At 52.2% G+C, this 15,258-nt stretch carries 12 protein-coding genes and 1 tRNA gene; 2 read left to right on the forward strand and 11 right to left on the reverse strand.

What is annotated here, in order from left to right; genetic code table 11:
- Positions 1-252: 252 nt before the first annotated feature.
- The 3 genes from LIZ87_RS05575 to LIZ87_RS05585 all read right to left on the reverse strand — a co-directional run bounded on the left by LIZ87_RS05575 (position 253) and on the right by LIZ87_RS05585 (position 4,344).
- Positions 253-1,662, reverse strand: a complete 1,410-nt coding sequence (locus tag LIZ87_RS05575; protein ID WP_178316784.1) for a Na+/H+ antiporter NhaC family protein — start codon at positions 1,660-1,662, stop codon at positions 253-255.
- 38 nt (positions 1,663-1,700) lie between these two features.
- A complete protein-coding gene (locus LIZ87_RS05580; RefSeq protein WP_178316785.1) occupies positions 1,701-3,056 on the reverse strand; it encodes an N-acyl-D-amino-acid deacylase family protein in 1,356 nt (451 codons plus the stop codon).
- Between the two features lie 232 nt (positions 3,057-3,288).
- On the reverse strand, positions 3,289-4,344 hold the full coding sequence (locus LIZ87_RS05585) for a 1-aminocyclopropane-1-carboxylate deaminase/D-cysteine desulfhydrase (RefSeq protein WP_178317235.1): 1,056 nt from the start codon (positions 4,342-4,344) through the stop codon (positions 3,289-3,291).
- Positions 4,345-4,506: 162 nt separating this feature from the next.
- Between LIZ87_RS05585 and LIZ87_RS05590 the strand changes: the two genes are divergently transcribed.
- A complete protein-coding gene (locus tag LIZ87_RS05590) occupies positions 4,507-4,869 on the forward strand; it encodes a NusG domain II-containing protein (protein ID WP_227145743.1) in 363 nt (120 codons plus the stop codon).
- A gap of 2 nt (positions 4,870-4,871) precedes the next feature.
- Here LIZ87_RS05590 and metA read toward each other — a convergent pair whose 3' ends face one another.
- The 6 genes from metA to LIZ87_RS05620 all read right to left on the reverse strand — a co-directional run bounded on the left by metA (position 4,872) and on the right by LIZ87_RS05620 (position 11,302).
- Positions 4,872-5,789 (reverse strand): homoserine O-acetyltransferase MetA, encoded by a 918-nt coding sequence (metA, locus tag LIZ87_RS05595; RefSeq protein ID WP_227145745.1) that lies wholly within the window; start codon positions 5,787-5,789, stop codon positions 4,872-4,874.
- Positions 5,790-6,087: 298 nt separating this feature from the next.
- Positions 6,088-8,040 (reverse strand): NAD-dependent DNA ligase LigA, encoded by a 1,953-nt coding sequence (gene ligA, locus LIZ87_RS05600; RefSeq protein WP_178315687.1) that lies wholly within the window; start codon positions 8,038-8,040, stop codon positions 6,088-6,090.
- Between the two features lie 24 nt (positions 8,041-8,064).
- On the reverse strand, positions 8,065-8,814 hold the full coding sequence (locus LIZ87_RS05605; RefSeq protein ID WP_227145837.1) for a pseudouridine synthase: 750 nt from the start codon (positions 8,812-8,814) through the stop codon (positions 8,065-8,067).
- A gap of 18 nt (positions 8,815-8,832) precedes the next feature.
- On the reverse strand, positions 8,833-9,882 hold the full coding sequence (queA, locus tag LIZ87_RS05610) for a tRNA preQ1(34) S-adenosylmethionine ribosyltransferase-isomerase QueA (RefSeq protein WP_178315770.1): 1,050 nt from the start codon (positions 9,880-9,882) through the stop codon (positions 8,833-8,835).
- A 27-nt stretch (positions 9,883-9,909) separates the two neighbouring features.
- Entirely contained in the window at positions 9,910-10,998 is a 1,089-nt protein-coding gene (locus LIZ87_RS05615; RefSeq protein ID WP_227145747.1) for a hypothetical protein, read from the reverse strand.
- Positions 10,999-11,230: 232 nt separating this feature from the next.
- A tRNA-Arg gene (locus LIZ87_RS05620) sits at positions 11,231-11,302 on the reverse strand.
- A 504-nt stretch (positions 11,303-11,806) separates the two neighbouring features.
- On the opposite strand from LIZ87_RS05620, the gene LIZ87_RS05625 reads away from it, so the two are divergent.
- On the forward strand, positions 11,807-12,709 hold the full coding sequence (locus LIZ87_RS05625; protein WP_227145749.1) for a DUF5688 family protein: 903 nt from the start codon (positions 11,807-11,809) through the stop codon (positions 12,707-12,709).
- Positions 12,710-12,713: 4 nt separating this feature from the next.
- Here the strand turns inward: LIZ87_RS05625 and feoB are convergent, their stop codons facing one another.
- Both feoB and LIZ87_RS05635 read right to left on the reverse strand, forming a co-directional pair.
- Positions 12,714-14,960: a ferrous iron transport protein B gene (feoB, locus tag LIZ87_RS05630; protein WP_330664548.1), complete on the reverse strand. Its 2,247-nt coding sequence runs from the start codon at positions 14,958-14,960 to the stop codon at positions 12,714-12,716.
- Positions 14,957-15,193, reverse strand: coding sequence for a FeoA family protein (locus tag LIZ87_RS05635; protein ID WP_227145750.1), 237 nt, complete (start codon positions 15,191-15,193; stop codon positions 14,957-14,959). Before LIZ87_RS05635 ends, feoB begins: the two co-directional genes overlap by 4 nt.
- Positions 15,194-15,258 lie beyond the last annotated feature (65 nt).

Consider the following 15,258-nt stretch of genomic DNA (forward strand, 5'->3'; position numbering starts at 1 on the left):
ATTTATGGCGCAGCCATGAATTCCAACAGAGTGGCGACTTTGTCGACACTCTGAGCACCTTATATGTTTCCATATAAAGTGCTTGGCTTATGTTTCTACCGTATCTTAGTGAACTTTTTGTTAAAACTCACCACTTCATCCCCCAGTATCCTGTGTCTGGCTATCAGGACACAATCCACAAAAGCTTTTCTCTCCGGCATTATACAGCAAAGGAGCCGGTTACTGGAAAAACAGGAATCGGCCCCGCAATCTTTACATCACAAACCCGCACACAATATACAGCACAAAGCTTACCACTGCAACGCCGCTCACATAGGGCAGCTGGGTCTTGATGTGGTCGATGATATCACAGCCTGTGGTGGAGCAGGTCATGATCGTAGTGTCAGAGATCGGTGATGCGTGATCGCCGAAAATGCTGCCTCCGAACATTGCGCCTGCTACAAGAGGGATATTGATACCCATGGAGTATCCCATTGGAAGGGCGATCACTGCCATGATCGCCATGGTTCCCATAGAGGTACCTGTCGCAAAGGAGATCATCAGGGCCATCAGAAACGTCAGGGCAGGCAGCAGGGCCGGGCTTAAGAACTGCTGGAAAATACTGGATAAGTAGTTTCCGGTATCCAGGGCCTTTACCACATTTCCCATGGTAAAGCCGAAAAGCAGCACAAATGTGATGGGAAGCATGGAGCTCATGCCGGCAAAGATCTCATCGATCACCTCAGCCGGAGTAAACACTCTCTGGGCCACACACATAACAGAGGCAACGAACAGGCTGGAAACGACTGCCCAGATCAGGGCCTTCATGCCGGAGCCGTTCATCAGGTTTCCTCCGCCTGTTACGAACAGCGCAATAAACATAACGCCGATCAGCACGCCCACAGGGATCAAAAGATTCATTGCCCTGGGAGTTGCACCGGACACGGAAGTGGAGGTGTCTGAATTTTTCTTTGCATGTGCAGGATCATCCAGGGCGCCCGTCTTCGCTGCGCGCTCCTCCGCCTTTGCCATAGGTCCAAAATCCTTCTGTGTCACTGCCAGCACAAATACCATCAGGATAGACAGGATGCAGTAAAAATTCAGGGCAATAGACTGGAACAGCACAGAGACAGACTGCTCCTCCGGGACACCGCCGGTTACCAGGTAGCCTGCCATCGCTGCCAGCCAGCCGCTGAAGGGGAACAGCACGCACCACGGCGTGGAGGTGGTATGTACGATGTAGGCTGCCTTCTCATGAGGAACCTTCAAGGCATCATTTACAGGACGTGACACAGAGCCTGTCACCATGCAGCTTAAGGTGCCGGAGGTAAATACTGCCAGTCCAAGGACCCAGCTGAACAGGTTCGCTCCCCTCTTTGACTTGATGATCCCCTTACGCTTTACCACTACATTGACAAAGCCCTCGATACCGCCGGACTTTTCTGCCAAATGGATGATGGCTGCAGTGATCAGCACGGAGCCGATGATCAGTGTGTTGCTCTCTGTCATAGTGTCCAAAATGCTGTAGATACCTGCATTGATGCCGGTAAATACGGAAAAATGGTTCAGCACCAGGTTTCCGGTGAGAATACCGATCAGTAAAGCGATAAAAACATTTTTTGTGATAAGTGCCAGCGCAATGGTAAGCACCGGCGGAACAAGCGACCAAAATCCAAATTCCATAACACTTTTTCTCCTTTTTCGTATTTGTTGCCAATTACCTATTTCTTATTTCTGCGCAAAGCCCGTCCACAGTCCGCCTTCACGATCCGGCAGTCCCTGGCAGCCAGCTCACCGCCCACAAACACATAGTCGATCCCCTTTGGCGCAAGCATTGGCTCATCAAAGGTTGCTCCATCCTGTACCTTCTCCGGGTCAAAGATAACCACATCCGCATCTGCGCCCACATTCAGCCGCCCCTTATTGGCAAGCCCCAGGCGCTTTGCAGGAATGGATGTCATCTTTGCGATGCCGTCATAGAGGGAAACATCCCCTTCTCTCACAAACTGGGCCAAAAACCTGGGGAAGGTTCCCGCAGCCCTTGGATGTCCCTGTCCGTTATCGATGAGGCCGTCGCTCCCCACCATCACGCCGGGATCTGAAAATGCCTTGCGGATATCGCTCTCCATCATAACATAACAGACCGTCAGGCATTCCGGGAAATCCCTTCTCATCTCCGCAAAGGTCTCAGGAGTACAGCGCTGCCCCTTATATTTCCCTTCCATCAGCTGGCAGGCACTGTAGTCACAGTGATACCTCTCCAGCCAGCCGTCATCATAGGTGGTAGCGCCGATACGGGTGGAAAATGCAAAATAGGGATAGCAGTCGCAGGCAATGTTAAGACCATTCGCCCGGTAGCCTGCCACCTGCCTGAGCAGTTCTTCCATCTGCCCAAAGCCTCCCATGCTCCCAATATGGGATACCTGGACGGGAATGCTAAAAAGCTTTCCAGCCTCCGCCACCTCTGCAATTGCAGAAAATACCCTGTCCTCATCATCCCGCACATGGGCGGATATCATACAGCCCTCCGCCTCGCAGCAGGAGGCAGTCTCCAGAAATTCCTTCCTGTCTGTCCCCGGCACATAGCGAAGGCCATAGGAAATGCCGATGCATCCGGCCTCCAGGGCCTCCCTAAGCCCTCTCTTCATGTTCTCCAGCTGCTCATCTGTCACAGGTCCGTATTTGTCAGAAGCTCCTGCAGCCTCCCTGTAATATTCATGGCCTGCAAACATCATCACATTGACCGGAGCCCCCTCACGGTCAACCAGCTCCAGATATTTACAGGGATCATATACATTGATGCCGCAGTTTCCGCCAACCGCAGTGGTAACGCCCATGCGCAGCATTGCGTTAAAAATACAATATTCAATATGCCCATCCTTCACCGGATCCTCGTGCATGTGAATATCGATGAATCCAGGAGCAACCACCCTTCCGGCAGCGTCAATGACGCTGTCAGCCTCCGGGCACTCCTCTGTAACGGCTGCCACCCGGCCATCCTCCAGCACCAGGTTCAGATACGCCTGGATCTGGTTTGCCGGATCGATCAGCAGGCCGTTTTTAATCAATGTCTTCATACTCTGTCATTTCTCCTTACAGAAGCTCCGAACATCACGCCAGGCGGCGTTTTCTGCCGGATGCTCCATAGTCTGATGGTCTACTGTTCACAAGCAGGCTGAAAGCAGCCATTCTGTGAACAAAGCGGGCAAGCCCGCCTCAGCCCCCCAACCTCGTACGCTACGGGGCTTGCACGTTTTGCGCGCCGCCGCGCGTGCTCTGTTTTTTAGAGCGCATTTCCTTCGCGGGATATCAATACAGTTCTCCTAAAATGGACTGCTCTGCAAACAGGGCCGTTGCTCCGCCTGTGTGCCAGAACACCACATTGCTTCCCGCCGGGATCTTTCCGCTGCGCACATAGTCCAGAAGGCCTGCAAAAGCCTTCCCGGTGTACACCGGATCAATAAACAGCCCTTCTGTTCTTGCAAGAAGGCGGATGGCCTCGCTGGCCGCCTCATTGGGCTGCTCGTAGCCTGGAGCATAATATCCGGTGTCCATACAGAGATCCTTCTGCCAGTCTACCTTAAGGGGACTGTTCAGAAGCTTCAGCACATTGTTTGCCAGGTCCTCCACCTTGTGCAGATAAGACTCGTCCTTACGGCTGACAGTAACAGAGATGATCTTTGTATCGCTGCCGCAGAGCTTCCGCCCTGCAGCAAGGCCTGCCATGGTGCCTCCTGTCCCTGTGGCATGAAAAATATAATCTGCATGGAGCCCTGCCGCATCCAGCTGATCTTCAAATTCCAGATAGCCTCTGGCAAAGCCCACAGAGCCCATAACGCTGGCTCCGCCCATGGGGATATCGTAGCAGGGATGGCCTGCAGCAGTGAGCTCTGCCGCCCTGGCTGCGCCCATCTCAAAGGAGCGTGCCTCTGCCTCCTCCTCTGTCTCCCCCGGCCTGATATCCACAATATGGAGCTCTGCATCCATGATCTTATCAAGGAGCAGGTTCGCCCGCACATCTTTATCATCCGGCGGAACAACAGCTGTCAGGTACAGGATCGGCTTGATCCCGCATTTCCGGCAGGAGGCCACTGTCTCCATGGCATGGTTTGACTGGGTGGCTCCATAGGTGACCGCATGGTCACAGCCCTTTGCTCTGGCGTCTCCTAAGAGAAATTCCAGCTTTCGGATCTTATTGCCGCCAAAGAGGTTCATCCCCGTAAAGTCATCCCTCTTGATATAGAGATTCACTCCCAGCTCAGCGGACAAATTGTCCAGACGGTAAAATGGTGTCGGAAAGAATCCCAGCTGTTCTCTTGGCAGAACTTCAAACAGCTTCCGCGCTTCCCTTGTAACATGTTCCAATGTGTTATCCCTCCTTCGTGCTTGTATACAAGCTGCAGTACTTTTTACGATTATAGCACATTAAACTAAAAAAGTACAGTCCCATGCGGAAGCGGAAAGCCTGCCTTTGCTTTTATGGAAAAATATGTTATGATAGCACAAGCAATGCTTGAGGAGATATATATGAAAAACGATAGAACAATCATGAAAAAAAACGATATGATTTTATTGGCCGTATTGCTCATGGCTGCTGCCCTGGCCGGGGCAGGCTACCATTTCTCCCACCGTGCCCCTGCCCTCCAGGCGGAGATCACTGTTGACGGCAAGGTGGTAGAAATGCTGGATCTGTCCAAAAACCAGGAGATCATCATCCACGGTGTACAGAACGGCACAAACACCCTGATCGTACAGGATGGGGAGATCTGGTGCTCCGATGCCTCCTGCCCTGATAAAGTGTGCATCCACCAGGGAAAACAGTCCATGGATGGCGGTACGATCGTCTGCCTGCCCAACCGGATGATCGTGCGTGTGATCGGGGAAAAGTAACGTCACTCCTCCGCATCCAGCAGATAAGGAGTTACCTGATAAACGTAATAGTTCAGCCAGTTTGTATACAATGTATTGGATGTATTTCTCCAGGTCAGGGCCGGAACGGAGAAGGGGTCGTTGTGCTCATAGTAATTGTAGGGCACTTCGGGGTTTAAGCCCTTCTTTAAATCCCTGTGGTACTCATTGTTCAGCGTCATCCTGTCATATTCCGGGTGGCCCTGGACGAAGATCTGGCGGCCGTCACGGCTCATTACCAGAAATACGCCAGCCTCCTCGGACTCTGCCAGGATAGCCAGCTCAGGATGCTTTAAGATGTCCGCCTTCCTCACCTCTGTGTACCGGGAATGGGGGGCCAGGAAAAAGTCGTTTAAGCTCCGCACAAGGGGCACCTTCCGTTCTAATACCTTGTGGTTGTAAATGCCGGAAAGCTTTGTTTTCCTGGGATATTTGGGTATCCCATAATGGTAGTAAAGGCCTGCCTGGGCTCCCCAGCAGATGTGGAGGGTGGAGGTCACATGGGTCTTGCTCCACTCCATCATCATGGAAAGCTCTTTCCAGTAATTTACCTCCTCAAACTCCAGGTTCTCCACCGGAGCGCCGGTGATGATCATACCATCGAATTTCTTCTTTTTTATCTCATCAAAGGTCACATAAAATTTGTTCAGATGGCTGGACGAGGTATTCTTTGACACATGGGTGGAAAGCATGAGAAAGGTGCAGTCCACCTGAAGAGGGGTGTTGGAGAGCGCCCTCAAAAGCTGTGTCTCCGTATCCTCCTTAATGGGCATCAGATTCAGGATCAGGATCTCCAGCGGACGGATATCCTGGCTCATGGCCCTGTCCTCATCCATAATAAAAATGTTCTCAGATTCTAATATTGCCCTTGCAGGCAGTTCCTTTTGTACTTTTATCGGCATAACCGTATCTCCCTTCAAATGCTGCTTTTATCATAACTGTTCAGTACCCTCACAATTACGGGCAAAAATCCATTTAAAATCGGCTCCCCCGATGGGATTTTTGCTTTCTAGCCCAGGTTATTTTACGGTCAGCGCAGCAAATGCGCAGACCTACCGAACAGCTATTTTTTACCATACAATTCTCAGAGCCTTCCTGCTATTTGGAACGGCTCCGTGTCACAGGTCCGCACAGCGTCCCACAGCCCAGAGCGTGTCTGAAAATTGCTTTCCGTCAGGCTCTAAGCTGCAGGCGGCTGTGCTACAGCATTCGCAGGAACTCCTCTTCCGAAATGATCGGTACGCCTAATTCCTTTGCCTTTTTATTCTTTGAGGAATTGGATGTCACATCGTTGTTGATCAAATAGGTGGTCTTAGCCGTTACAGATCCCGTGGCCTTACCTCCCTTGCTCTCGATCAGGGCCGTAAGTTCCTTTCTGTTTGCAAAATGCTCCACAGACCCGGTGATCACAAAGGTCATGCCTGCAAATATTGCCTCCGTCTCCTCCACCTGCTCCTTTTCAATATCAAGCTCCTTTAAGAGGCCGTCTACCTCCCGGTTGCTGGCCTCCGATGCAAAGTAATCCATCCAGGCCTGGGCCAGTACGCCTCCGATGCCGTCCACTGCGGTAAGTTCGTCCATATCCGCCCTCCTCATGGCATCAAAGTCATAGGAGAATTCCCTGCACAGCATTTTTGCATTGGCAAGACCGATTCCGGGGATCCCCAAGCCGTATACCAGACGCGGCAGCGTGGTATGGGAGGCTGTCTTTATGGAGGCTATCAGGTTGTCGTAGGACTTCTGTCCAAAGCCCTCCATCTCCACAATGGACTCCCTGTGATCCTCCAGATGGAAGATATCTGCATAGCTGTGGATAAAGCCTGCGCCGATGAATTTTTCCAGAGTTGCCTCGGAAAGGCCGTCTATATTTAAGGCATCCCTGCTCACAAACAGGGTAAAGCTTTTGATCTTCTTTGCCTGGCAGCCGGGATTGGTGCAGTAAAGGCTCTTTACGTCTCCCAACTGGCGGATCTCCGTGGCTCCGCCGCATACGGGACATTTCTCCGGGATATCCCTTACGCCGCTGCGGGTCAGGTTATCCGCAATCTGCGGGATGATCATATTGGCCTTGTACACTGTGACCGTATCTCCTGTTCCCAGCTCCAGGGCTTCCATGATGCTGATGTTGTGAACGCTGGCCCTGCTGACCGTAGTGCCCTCCAGCTCCACCGGCTCAAATACCGCCACCGGATTGATCAGCCCCGTCCTGGAGGGACTCCACTCAATATAAGAAAGGGTGGTCTCCCTGATCTCATCCTGCCACTTAAAGGCAATGGAGTTGCGGGGAAACTTCGCCGTGCGTCCCAGGGATTCCCCGTACGCGATATCATCAAAAATGAGCACTAAGCCGTCAGAGGGAATATCATTCGTCTCCACGGCCTTTGCAAAGCCTTCCACTGCAGCCGGGAGACTGTCCCTTGTCACTTCCTCGTAGCGGACCACCTCAAAGCCCTGGCTTTTCAGCCACTCAAACTGGTTTTTCCTGGAGTTGCCGAAATCCACCCCCTCTGCCTTCACCAGAGCAAAGGCCTCAAAATGGACGTTCCTCTCTGCAGTGATCTGGCTGTTCAGCTGACGCACAGAGCCGCTGCAAAGGTTGCGCGGGTTCTTATATTTGGCATCCAGCTCCTTGATCTCCTCATTGATGCGGTTGAAATCAGAGTAGGTGATAACTGCCTCCCCGCGGAGGATAAGCTGGCCCTTATACGCGATATTTAAGGGGATATTGGAAAATGCTCTTGCATTGCTGGTGATGACCTCTCCGATCTCTCCGTTTCCCCTGGTGACAGCCTTTATGAGGCCTCCATTTTCATAGGTCAGCACAATGGTAAGGCCGTCCATTTTCCAGGACAGAAGGCCCTTCTGTCCTCCCAGCCACTCCTGTAAGTCCTCCACGCTCTTTGTCTTGTCCAGGGAAAGCATGGGAGACTCGTGGGTCTCCTTTGGCAGCTCGCTTAAGACCTCATATCCTACCTGTCTGGTAGGACTACCGGACATGACAATGCCTGTCTCCTCCTCCAGAGAGAGGAGTTCATCGTACAGCTTATCGTATTCAAAATTGCTCATGATCTCCCGGCTCTCCTGATAGTAGGCCTTTGCGGCCTCCCGGAGAAGGGGAACAAGTTCTTTCATTCTCAGGATCTTATTTTCCATTCTACACTCCTGAATCGTTACCATTTATAATTGCTGCTTCACCGGCAGGCTGGAGGAGCCGGAAAGAAGCCTTAAAAGCTCCTCATACTCTTTCCCTGATATCTCCCGGCTCTGCCCTTCCTTCAGGCTTCCCAGCCCGATATTCATGATCCGCACCCTGACAAGCCGCTCCACACGGCAGCCGCAGGCCTGGCACATCCTGCGTATCTGGCGGTTCAGTCCCTGGGTCAGAATGATGGAAAAGCGGCGGTCATCCAGCCACTTTACCTTACAGGGTCTGGTGCGTACCTTAAGCTCCTCTAAATAAATGCCGGCAGACATCCTCCTCAGAAATCCGTCTGTGACATCTCTGTCAATGGTGACAATATACTCCTTTTCATGAGCATTGCCGCTGCGCATGATCTTATTCACCAGATCCCCCTGGTTTGTCATGAGCAGAAGGCCCTCAGAGTCCTTGTCCAGCCTTCCCACAGGGTAAATGCGTTCCGGATAATGGAGAAATTCTACGATGTTTTCCGCTCTGTCCTTATCCGATGTGGTACAGACAATGCCCCTGGGCTTATTCACCGCCAAGAGGATGGGGCGGGGTTCCTTCTCCTTCCCAGATAGTACGGGGCGTCCGTCAAAAAGAACAGACTGGCCCTCCGTGACCTTCTCGCCCATGGAAGCTCTCCTTCCGTCTACCAGGACACGGCCCTCCTCTATCATGCGGTCTGCCTCCCGCCGGGAACAGATGCCCATACGGCTCAGATATTTATTCAGCCGTTCTTCCATCGCCATTCCTCCAGCCTCTTATGCTTCCCGCGCCTTTGGATGTGATGCAATGAACATGGCATCCCCAAAGGAAAAGAAGCGGTATCTTTCCCTGATGGCCTCCTCATAGGCGGCCAGTATATGCTCCCTGCCTGCCAGGGCGCTCACCAGCATTACCAGGGTAGACTCCGGCAGATGGAAGTTGGTGATCAGGGCATCCAGGACCTTGAAGCGGTAGCCCGGATAGATGAAGATCTCTGTCCATCCCGTGCCTGCATGCAAGATGCCGTCCTCCGTGGAAGCGGATTCCACGGTGCGGCAGCTGGTGGTCCCCACGCAGATCACACGGCCTCCGGCAGCCTTTGTGTCGTTGACCTTTTTTGCCTCTGACTCCTCCACCATATAAAATTCCGAATGCATGTGATGGTCCAGCACATTTTCCACCTTGACGGGGCGGAAGGTGCCAAGGCCCACATGAAGAGTCACATGGGCGATCTTTACGCCCATGTCCTCGATCTCCTTCAGCAGCTCCTTTGTAAAATGAAGGCCTGCTGTGGGAGCCGCCGCAGAGCCGTCATGCTTTGCATATACTGTCTGATAGCGGTTCTTGTCCTTTAACTGATGGGTGATATAGGGCGGAAGGGGCATCTGGCCCAGCTGGTCTAAGATCTCCTCAAAAATCCCCGTATAATGAAACTGTATCAAACGGTTTCCGTCATCCACAGTTTCCACCACTGTTCCGGTGAGAAGCCCTTCGCCAAACTCGATGACAGTTCCCGGCTTTGCCTTCTTGCCAGGCTTTACAAGGGTCTCCCAGATGTCATTTTCCCTGCGCTTTAAGAGCAGGATCTCGATCTTTGCCCCTGTATCCTTCTTTACTCCGAACAATCTGGCTGGGATCACCTTTGTGTCATTGATGACAAGGCAGTCTCCCGGCCTTAGATATCTGGTAATATCCTTGAATATTCTGTGCTCCACTGCCCCTGTATCCTTATCCAGCACCAAAAGCCTGGAGGAGGAGCGGTCTTCCAGCGGATCCTGGGCGATCAGCTCCTGGGGCAGGTCAAAATAAAAATCCTTTACATCCATTTACTAGCTATTCCTCCGCTTCAAATCCTATTCAATCGTCACCTGGGGATCAGCTGCCGCCTCCTGGGAGGGAGCTGCCGACGGCTCTTCCTCACTGCCATCCTGAGATACTCCCGGCCCTGCTTCCTGCGTTCCGCCTGATCCTTCTGTGCTCTCACTGCTTCCTGCCTCTGAAGCTCCTCCCGGTCCGCTGACTCCCGGGCCCACCTCTCCGGCCGGGGCCTGTCCTGTCCCCGCACCGTCATCGATCAGCTCAATCTGACTGTCCTGGCCGCTTTCTGTCTCCTCAGAATCCGAGACAACGGCCCCGTTTAAGAGCTCCTTGTATCTGCCTGCCAGCAGGCTGTCAGACTCGATCGCCTGTCTTAAGCGCTCATTGACCTGTGTTGACAGCAGGCGCACGTCCTCTGTCTGGTTCTGGGATGCCACATAATCAGCCTCATCGCCGATCACATTTTCACGGATAATGTAATTCCCGTCCTCATTTTTTACAATATAGCACCACATAAGCCCCGGAGCCAGTGTGTCCACGCGGCGGAATTTCACCTCGTATGTCACATAGGCCACATAGGAATCCGCTGTAAGACCAGGCTTTGTATAGCAGGTAATGGCCTGGTAGTCCTCGATAAACACACCCTCATTTTCCAGCTCCTTTTTGCGGGCTGCCAGGGAGCCGTCGTCCGCCTTGCCAAACAGGCGGTAGAGCGTCTCTGCATCCTGGTCCACCTTTGCCTGGAAATACTCGCTGATCAGCTGGTTTACCTGGGGAATCTCATCTTTTTTCAGCTCATACTTGGAAAAGTCTGTCTTATACTCGCTGTTGTCCGGCTCCACGCTCTCATCCCCGGACGGATCCTCCCCGCTCTGGGCCTGATCCTCTGCCCGGCTCCCTCCATCCGGCTTCTGGTCTCCGTGGATCTCGATCTCCCCTTCTGCCGAAGAGTAGCCTGCCGGAGTACCAAACGTCTCCTCTGTCCCCGGCTTCTTATGCATCAGCACAAATACTGCTACCAGTACTGCCACAATGATAAGAGGGATTGCCGCTAATCTGATATATCTGATCCTGTCATCCACTGACAGGCTGTTCTTTCTGCTTCTCCGCCTGTTCTGTGCCATATCTGTCCTCCTGACCTTCCTGTACCATGTTACGGTTTCACTTCTTTATCTCCGCTCTATTCTAACAAAAAGCAGTTGAAATTGCAATGCTGCGCCTGTAATAAAAAAGAATCCTGCCGGTCGGGCTTTTTGTATCATAGGAGGCTCCAGAGGAGTTTCCTATGATATAAAAAGCGCAAAACCAGGGTTTCCCCTGGTTCCGCAGTGTAATGCAAATATAGGTATCAAAAAATGCGTCTGATAGGAATCGAACCTACGCACGCGGCTCCGGAGGCCACTGCTCTATCCACTGAGCTACAGACGCATCTCTAGTATAATACTATATTTTCCCAAAAACTTCAATACCTAATTTTTTTAATCTGGCCCTTGTGAGGATTTTTCGTAACAGTTCAGTCGGCTGCCGGGAGGGCGGCTGGAGCGACTTTGCAGGACATTAGAAGCACTTAGGCAGCTGGTTTTTCCGTTCAGAGCAGCATCAATGATTGTTTGAGCGCAGCGAGTTACGCCCACGCTGCTCTGGCTTTTAGGAAAAATCAGGTGGCTTAGTGCTTCTTATGTCCGAAACCGGAGCGCCAGCCGCCCTCCCGGCAGCCGACTGAACTGTTACGATTTTTCTTGACAAAATCCCTGCGGTGAATTAAGCTTATCTCATCTTAATAAGATTCAATCATAACATTCTTTTCTCTATATTCCATCTTGTTTCCTTCTGCGGAATTCTTCTCAAGACTTCCCTTTTTGCATGCAGATCCAGGATGATATGTGCTGCTTTTGGCAGATCGCATAAATATTTATAAAGGAGGTATATCTTTTGGTATACGAATTATTTCTCAACACGGTAAAGGAGCAGCTTGAACAGGCTCTGGGCGAAGGGTATGAGCTCTTTTTGCGGAAGGTGCCGAAGAACAACGGAATCGTTCTGGACGGGCTCTGCATTTCAAAAAAAGGCTCCAGCGTAGCGCCTGCCATTTACCTGAACTCCTGCTACAGCCAGTATCTTTCCGGGCGGCCGGTAACGGATATTGTGGCGGAAATAGAGGCCCTTTACCGCGCCAATGAGGATCTTCCCGTATTTGACTGTTCCTCCCTCACGGATTTTGAGTCCATGAAGCCCAGGATCATCTGCCGTCTGATCAACAGCCAGTGGAATGAACTGCTCTTAAGGGATATCCCCCACATTCCATGGCTGGATCTGGCCCTGGTGTTCCATCTGGCCCTGAAGGAGGATGAGGAAGGCCTTATGACTGCCCTTATACAGAAGGAACATCTGGACATCTGGGGCATTACCCAGAAAGAGCTTTATCAGGCTGCCATGGAAAACGGCCCCCGGAGCTTTCCTCCCATTATCACCAGCATGGACCATCTTTTGGAGGAGCTTGCCGGCAGTCCGGTCATAAGCGCCGCGCTTCCCCTCTACGTTCTTACAAATACAGGCGGTGTAGGCGGTGCCTCCTGCCTTCTCTACCCCAATGTATTAAAAAACTTCGCGGAAGGGACGGAAACAGATCTGATCATCCTTCCGTCCAGCATCCACGAAGTACTGCTTCTTCCCTATGAAACTCCCATCTCTTTCAAAGAGCTCTCACGTCTTGTATCCTTTATCAACCGCTCCGAGGTTCCGGAGCAGGACCGTCTCTCTGATCAGGTCTATCTCTATACCAGAAGCACGGATTCTGTGACCATTGCTCCCCAGAACAATGCCCTTGTGTGCTGACCGGTTATCCCAGGATCAGGCTTCCGATCTGGAATACGGCCACAGCCCCCAGCCATGCCACAGCCAGCTGGAAGAACACCATTCCCGCCGTCCATTTCCAGGACCCGGTCTCCCTTTTGATGGTTGCCACTGCTGCAATACAGGGTGAGTACAGGAGGCAGAAGATCATCAGCGCATAGGCATTGACGCCTCCAAAGCCTGCTGCTGCCAGCACATCTGACAGCTGTGCCATCCCTGAGGGGGAGTTGATGTTGTTAATGCCAAACAGAACGCTGAAGCTGGATACCACCACTTCTTTTGCAGAAAGTCCGGAGATCAGCGCCACTGCAACCTGCCACAGGCCCAGTCCTGCAGGCGCAAGTACCGGCACCAGCATATGGCCGATCATGGATGCAAAGCTGTCAGATACCTCATCCACAAAGCCTGATGGCCCCAGATTCATGACAAACCAGAGCACAATGGAGGCAATGAAGATCGTGGTTCCCGCCTTGCTCAGATAGTCCTTGACCTTATCCCATACATAGATCGCCACTGTCCGCTTGTTCGGCGTCTTATATTCGGGAAGCTCGATCAGGAGCGCATTCTTTGCACTGTCATTCCTGGCGTGGATATGTATGATAAATGCCACCAGGATCGCCATGCAAAGCCCGATCAGGTACAGAGAGTAGGCTACAAAAAGCGCCTTGTCCGGGAAGAACATCTCTGCAAACAGCACATAGATGGGCAGCCTGGCCGAGCATGACATAAAGGGCGTGATGAGGATCGTCCTGCGCCTGTCCTTTACGCTTTCCAATGCCCTGGTCGCCATCACTGCGGGCACGGTGCAGCCAAAGCCCAGCAGCATCGGCAGAAAGGCCTTGCCGGAGAGCCCCACCATGCCCATGGTCTCATTCATAACATAGGCCACTCTCGCCATGTAGCCGCTGTCCTCCAGGAAGGCCAGGGCCAAAAAGAGGATGAAAATGTTGGGCAGGAAGGTAAGGATGCCTCCCACTCCCGCGATAATGCCGTCCACGATCAGTGAGATCATCCACTGGGCTGCATGGATATTTGTCAGGAAGACCAGAACGCCCTCTGACAGCATATCAAGAGCTATCTGGAAATATTCCTTCAGGAAATCACCCACGGTAAAGGTCAGAAAGAACACAAGGGCCATGATCCCCAGAAATACAGGAATCCCCCACACGGGATGGGTGAGGAGCCTGTCTACCTTGTCAGTGAAAGCGGCTTTTTCCTCTTTATTAACAAGGCATTCCTCGATCACTTCCTCGATATAATCATATTTTTCATTGATGATCTGCTTCTCGTAGTTTCGCGGAAGGATCTCCCCGGCATTCTCCAGCGGATGGTCGCTTACCACCACCTGGTCAAATTCAAGGAACTTGATGGCATGCCAGCGCATGTTATCCATCTCCCCATACCGTTCGCGGAGGGCATCCTCGATCTGGCTGATCTTCTCCTCGATCTCCTCGCTGTAATGGATCACCACGCCCTGAGGGCCCTCCTCATAGTGGTGGACCACTGCATGCATCAGGACATCAAGCCCTGTGCGCTTCCTGGCTGACACAGGAACGACGGGAATATGGCCCAGCATTTCCGGAAGGCGGTGCATATCGATCTCCATGCCTCTCTCTTCCACGATATCCATCATGTTGAGAGCGAGGATAACCGGTTTTTTCAGCTCGATCAGCTGGGTGGTAAGGTAAAGATTGCGCTCCAGGGAGGAGGCATCTACTACATTTATGATGACATCGACCTCACCGTCCTCAATGCATTTTCTTGTGACCTTTTCCTCTATGGTGTAGGAGGTAAGGCTGTAGATACCCGGAAGGTCAATGACCTTAATGGGCCTTCCCTTATAGCTGGTCTCTCCTTCCACCCGTTCTACTGTCACTCCGGGCCAGTTGGCGACCTTCAGCTTTGCTCCTGTGAACGCATTAAACAATGTGGTCTTGCCGCAGTTGGGATTGCCCACAAAGCCTACGGTAATGGGGCGGTCTTCTGTCCTGTGCCCCTGCCTGTTTGGCCTCAGCGGTGCAGATATCCTGCCGGATACATTTCCATCTTTATCAGTACTGTTCAGCGTGATGCTGCCGTATATCCGGCTTCCCTCTGCGCGGGGACGGATACCTGGGGCCTCCTTCTGTCCGCCTGCAGCCTCAGGCTGCATCAGGTCTTTCCCCTCGCTTATCCGGCTTGAGGCAGCGCCTCCCAGAGTAAGGTCATTCTCTGCTCTTAAGTCTCCGTTCATGACGCCGCCTCCTCCTTCACCGTGATCCCCTCTGACAGCCTCCTTCCCAGGGCAAGCCTGGTTCCTCTTATTTTGATGATTACGCTGCCGCTGCCTTTTTTATTCAATATATTTACCGGCGTGCCCTCGTTTACCCCCAGAGCCTCCAGCCTTCTTGTAATGCTCTCGTCCACCTGTACGCCTGTCACCACGTACCGTTTTCCGACCTCGCATTCATTCAGTTGTTTTTCCATTTCTGGCTTATCCTCCTGTATGTCCTGTAGATCACATTTATTGTATGCTTATTGATAAAAAATGT

The sequence above is a fragment of the Lacrimispora sp. 210928-DFI.3.58 genome, from assembly GCF_020554865.1.
Lineage (GTDB): Bacteria > Bacillota > Clostridia > Lachnospirales > Lachnospiraceae > Enterocloster.

Coding starts and splice junctions, on each gene's coding strand:
- LIZ87_RS05575 (WP_178316784.1), bottom strand. CDS start 1,662: ATGGAATTTGGATTTTGGTCGCTTGTTCCGCCGGTGCTTACCATTGCG.
- LIZ87_RS05580 (WP_178316785.1), bottom strand. CDS start 3,056: ATGAAGACATTGATTAAAAACGGCCTGCTGATCGATCCGGCAAACCAG.
- LIZ87_RS05590 (WP_227145743.1), top strand. CDS start 4,507: ATGAAAAACGATAGAACAATCATGAAAAAAAACGATATGATTTTATTG.
- metA (WP_227145745.1), bottom strand. CDS start 5,789: ATGCCGATAAAAGTACAAAAGGAACTGCCTGCAAGGGCAATATTAGAA.
- ligA (WP_178315687.1), bottom strand. CDS start 8,040: ATGGAAAATAAGATCCTGAGAATGAAAGAACTTGTTCCCCTTCTCCGG.
- LIZ87_RS05605 (WP_227145837.1), bottom strand. CDS start 8,814: ATGGAAGAACGGCTGAATAAATATCTGAGCCGTATGGGCATCTGTTCC.
- queA (WP_178315770.1), bottom strand. CDS start 9,882: ATGGATGTAAAGGATTTTTATTTTGACCTGCCCCAGGAGCTGATCGCC.
- LIZ87_RS05615 (WP_227145747.1), bottom strand. CDS start 10,998: ATGGCACAGAACAGGCGGAGAAGCAGAAAGAACAGCCTGTCAGTGGAT.
- feoB (WP_330664548.1), bottom strand. CDS start 14,960: ATGAACGGAGACTTAAGAGCAGAGAATGACCTTACTCTGGGAGGCGCT.
- LIZ87_RS05635 (WP_227145750.1), bottom strand. CDS start 15,193: ATGGAAAAACAACTGAATGAATGCGAGGTCGGAAAACGGTACGTGGTG.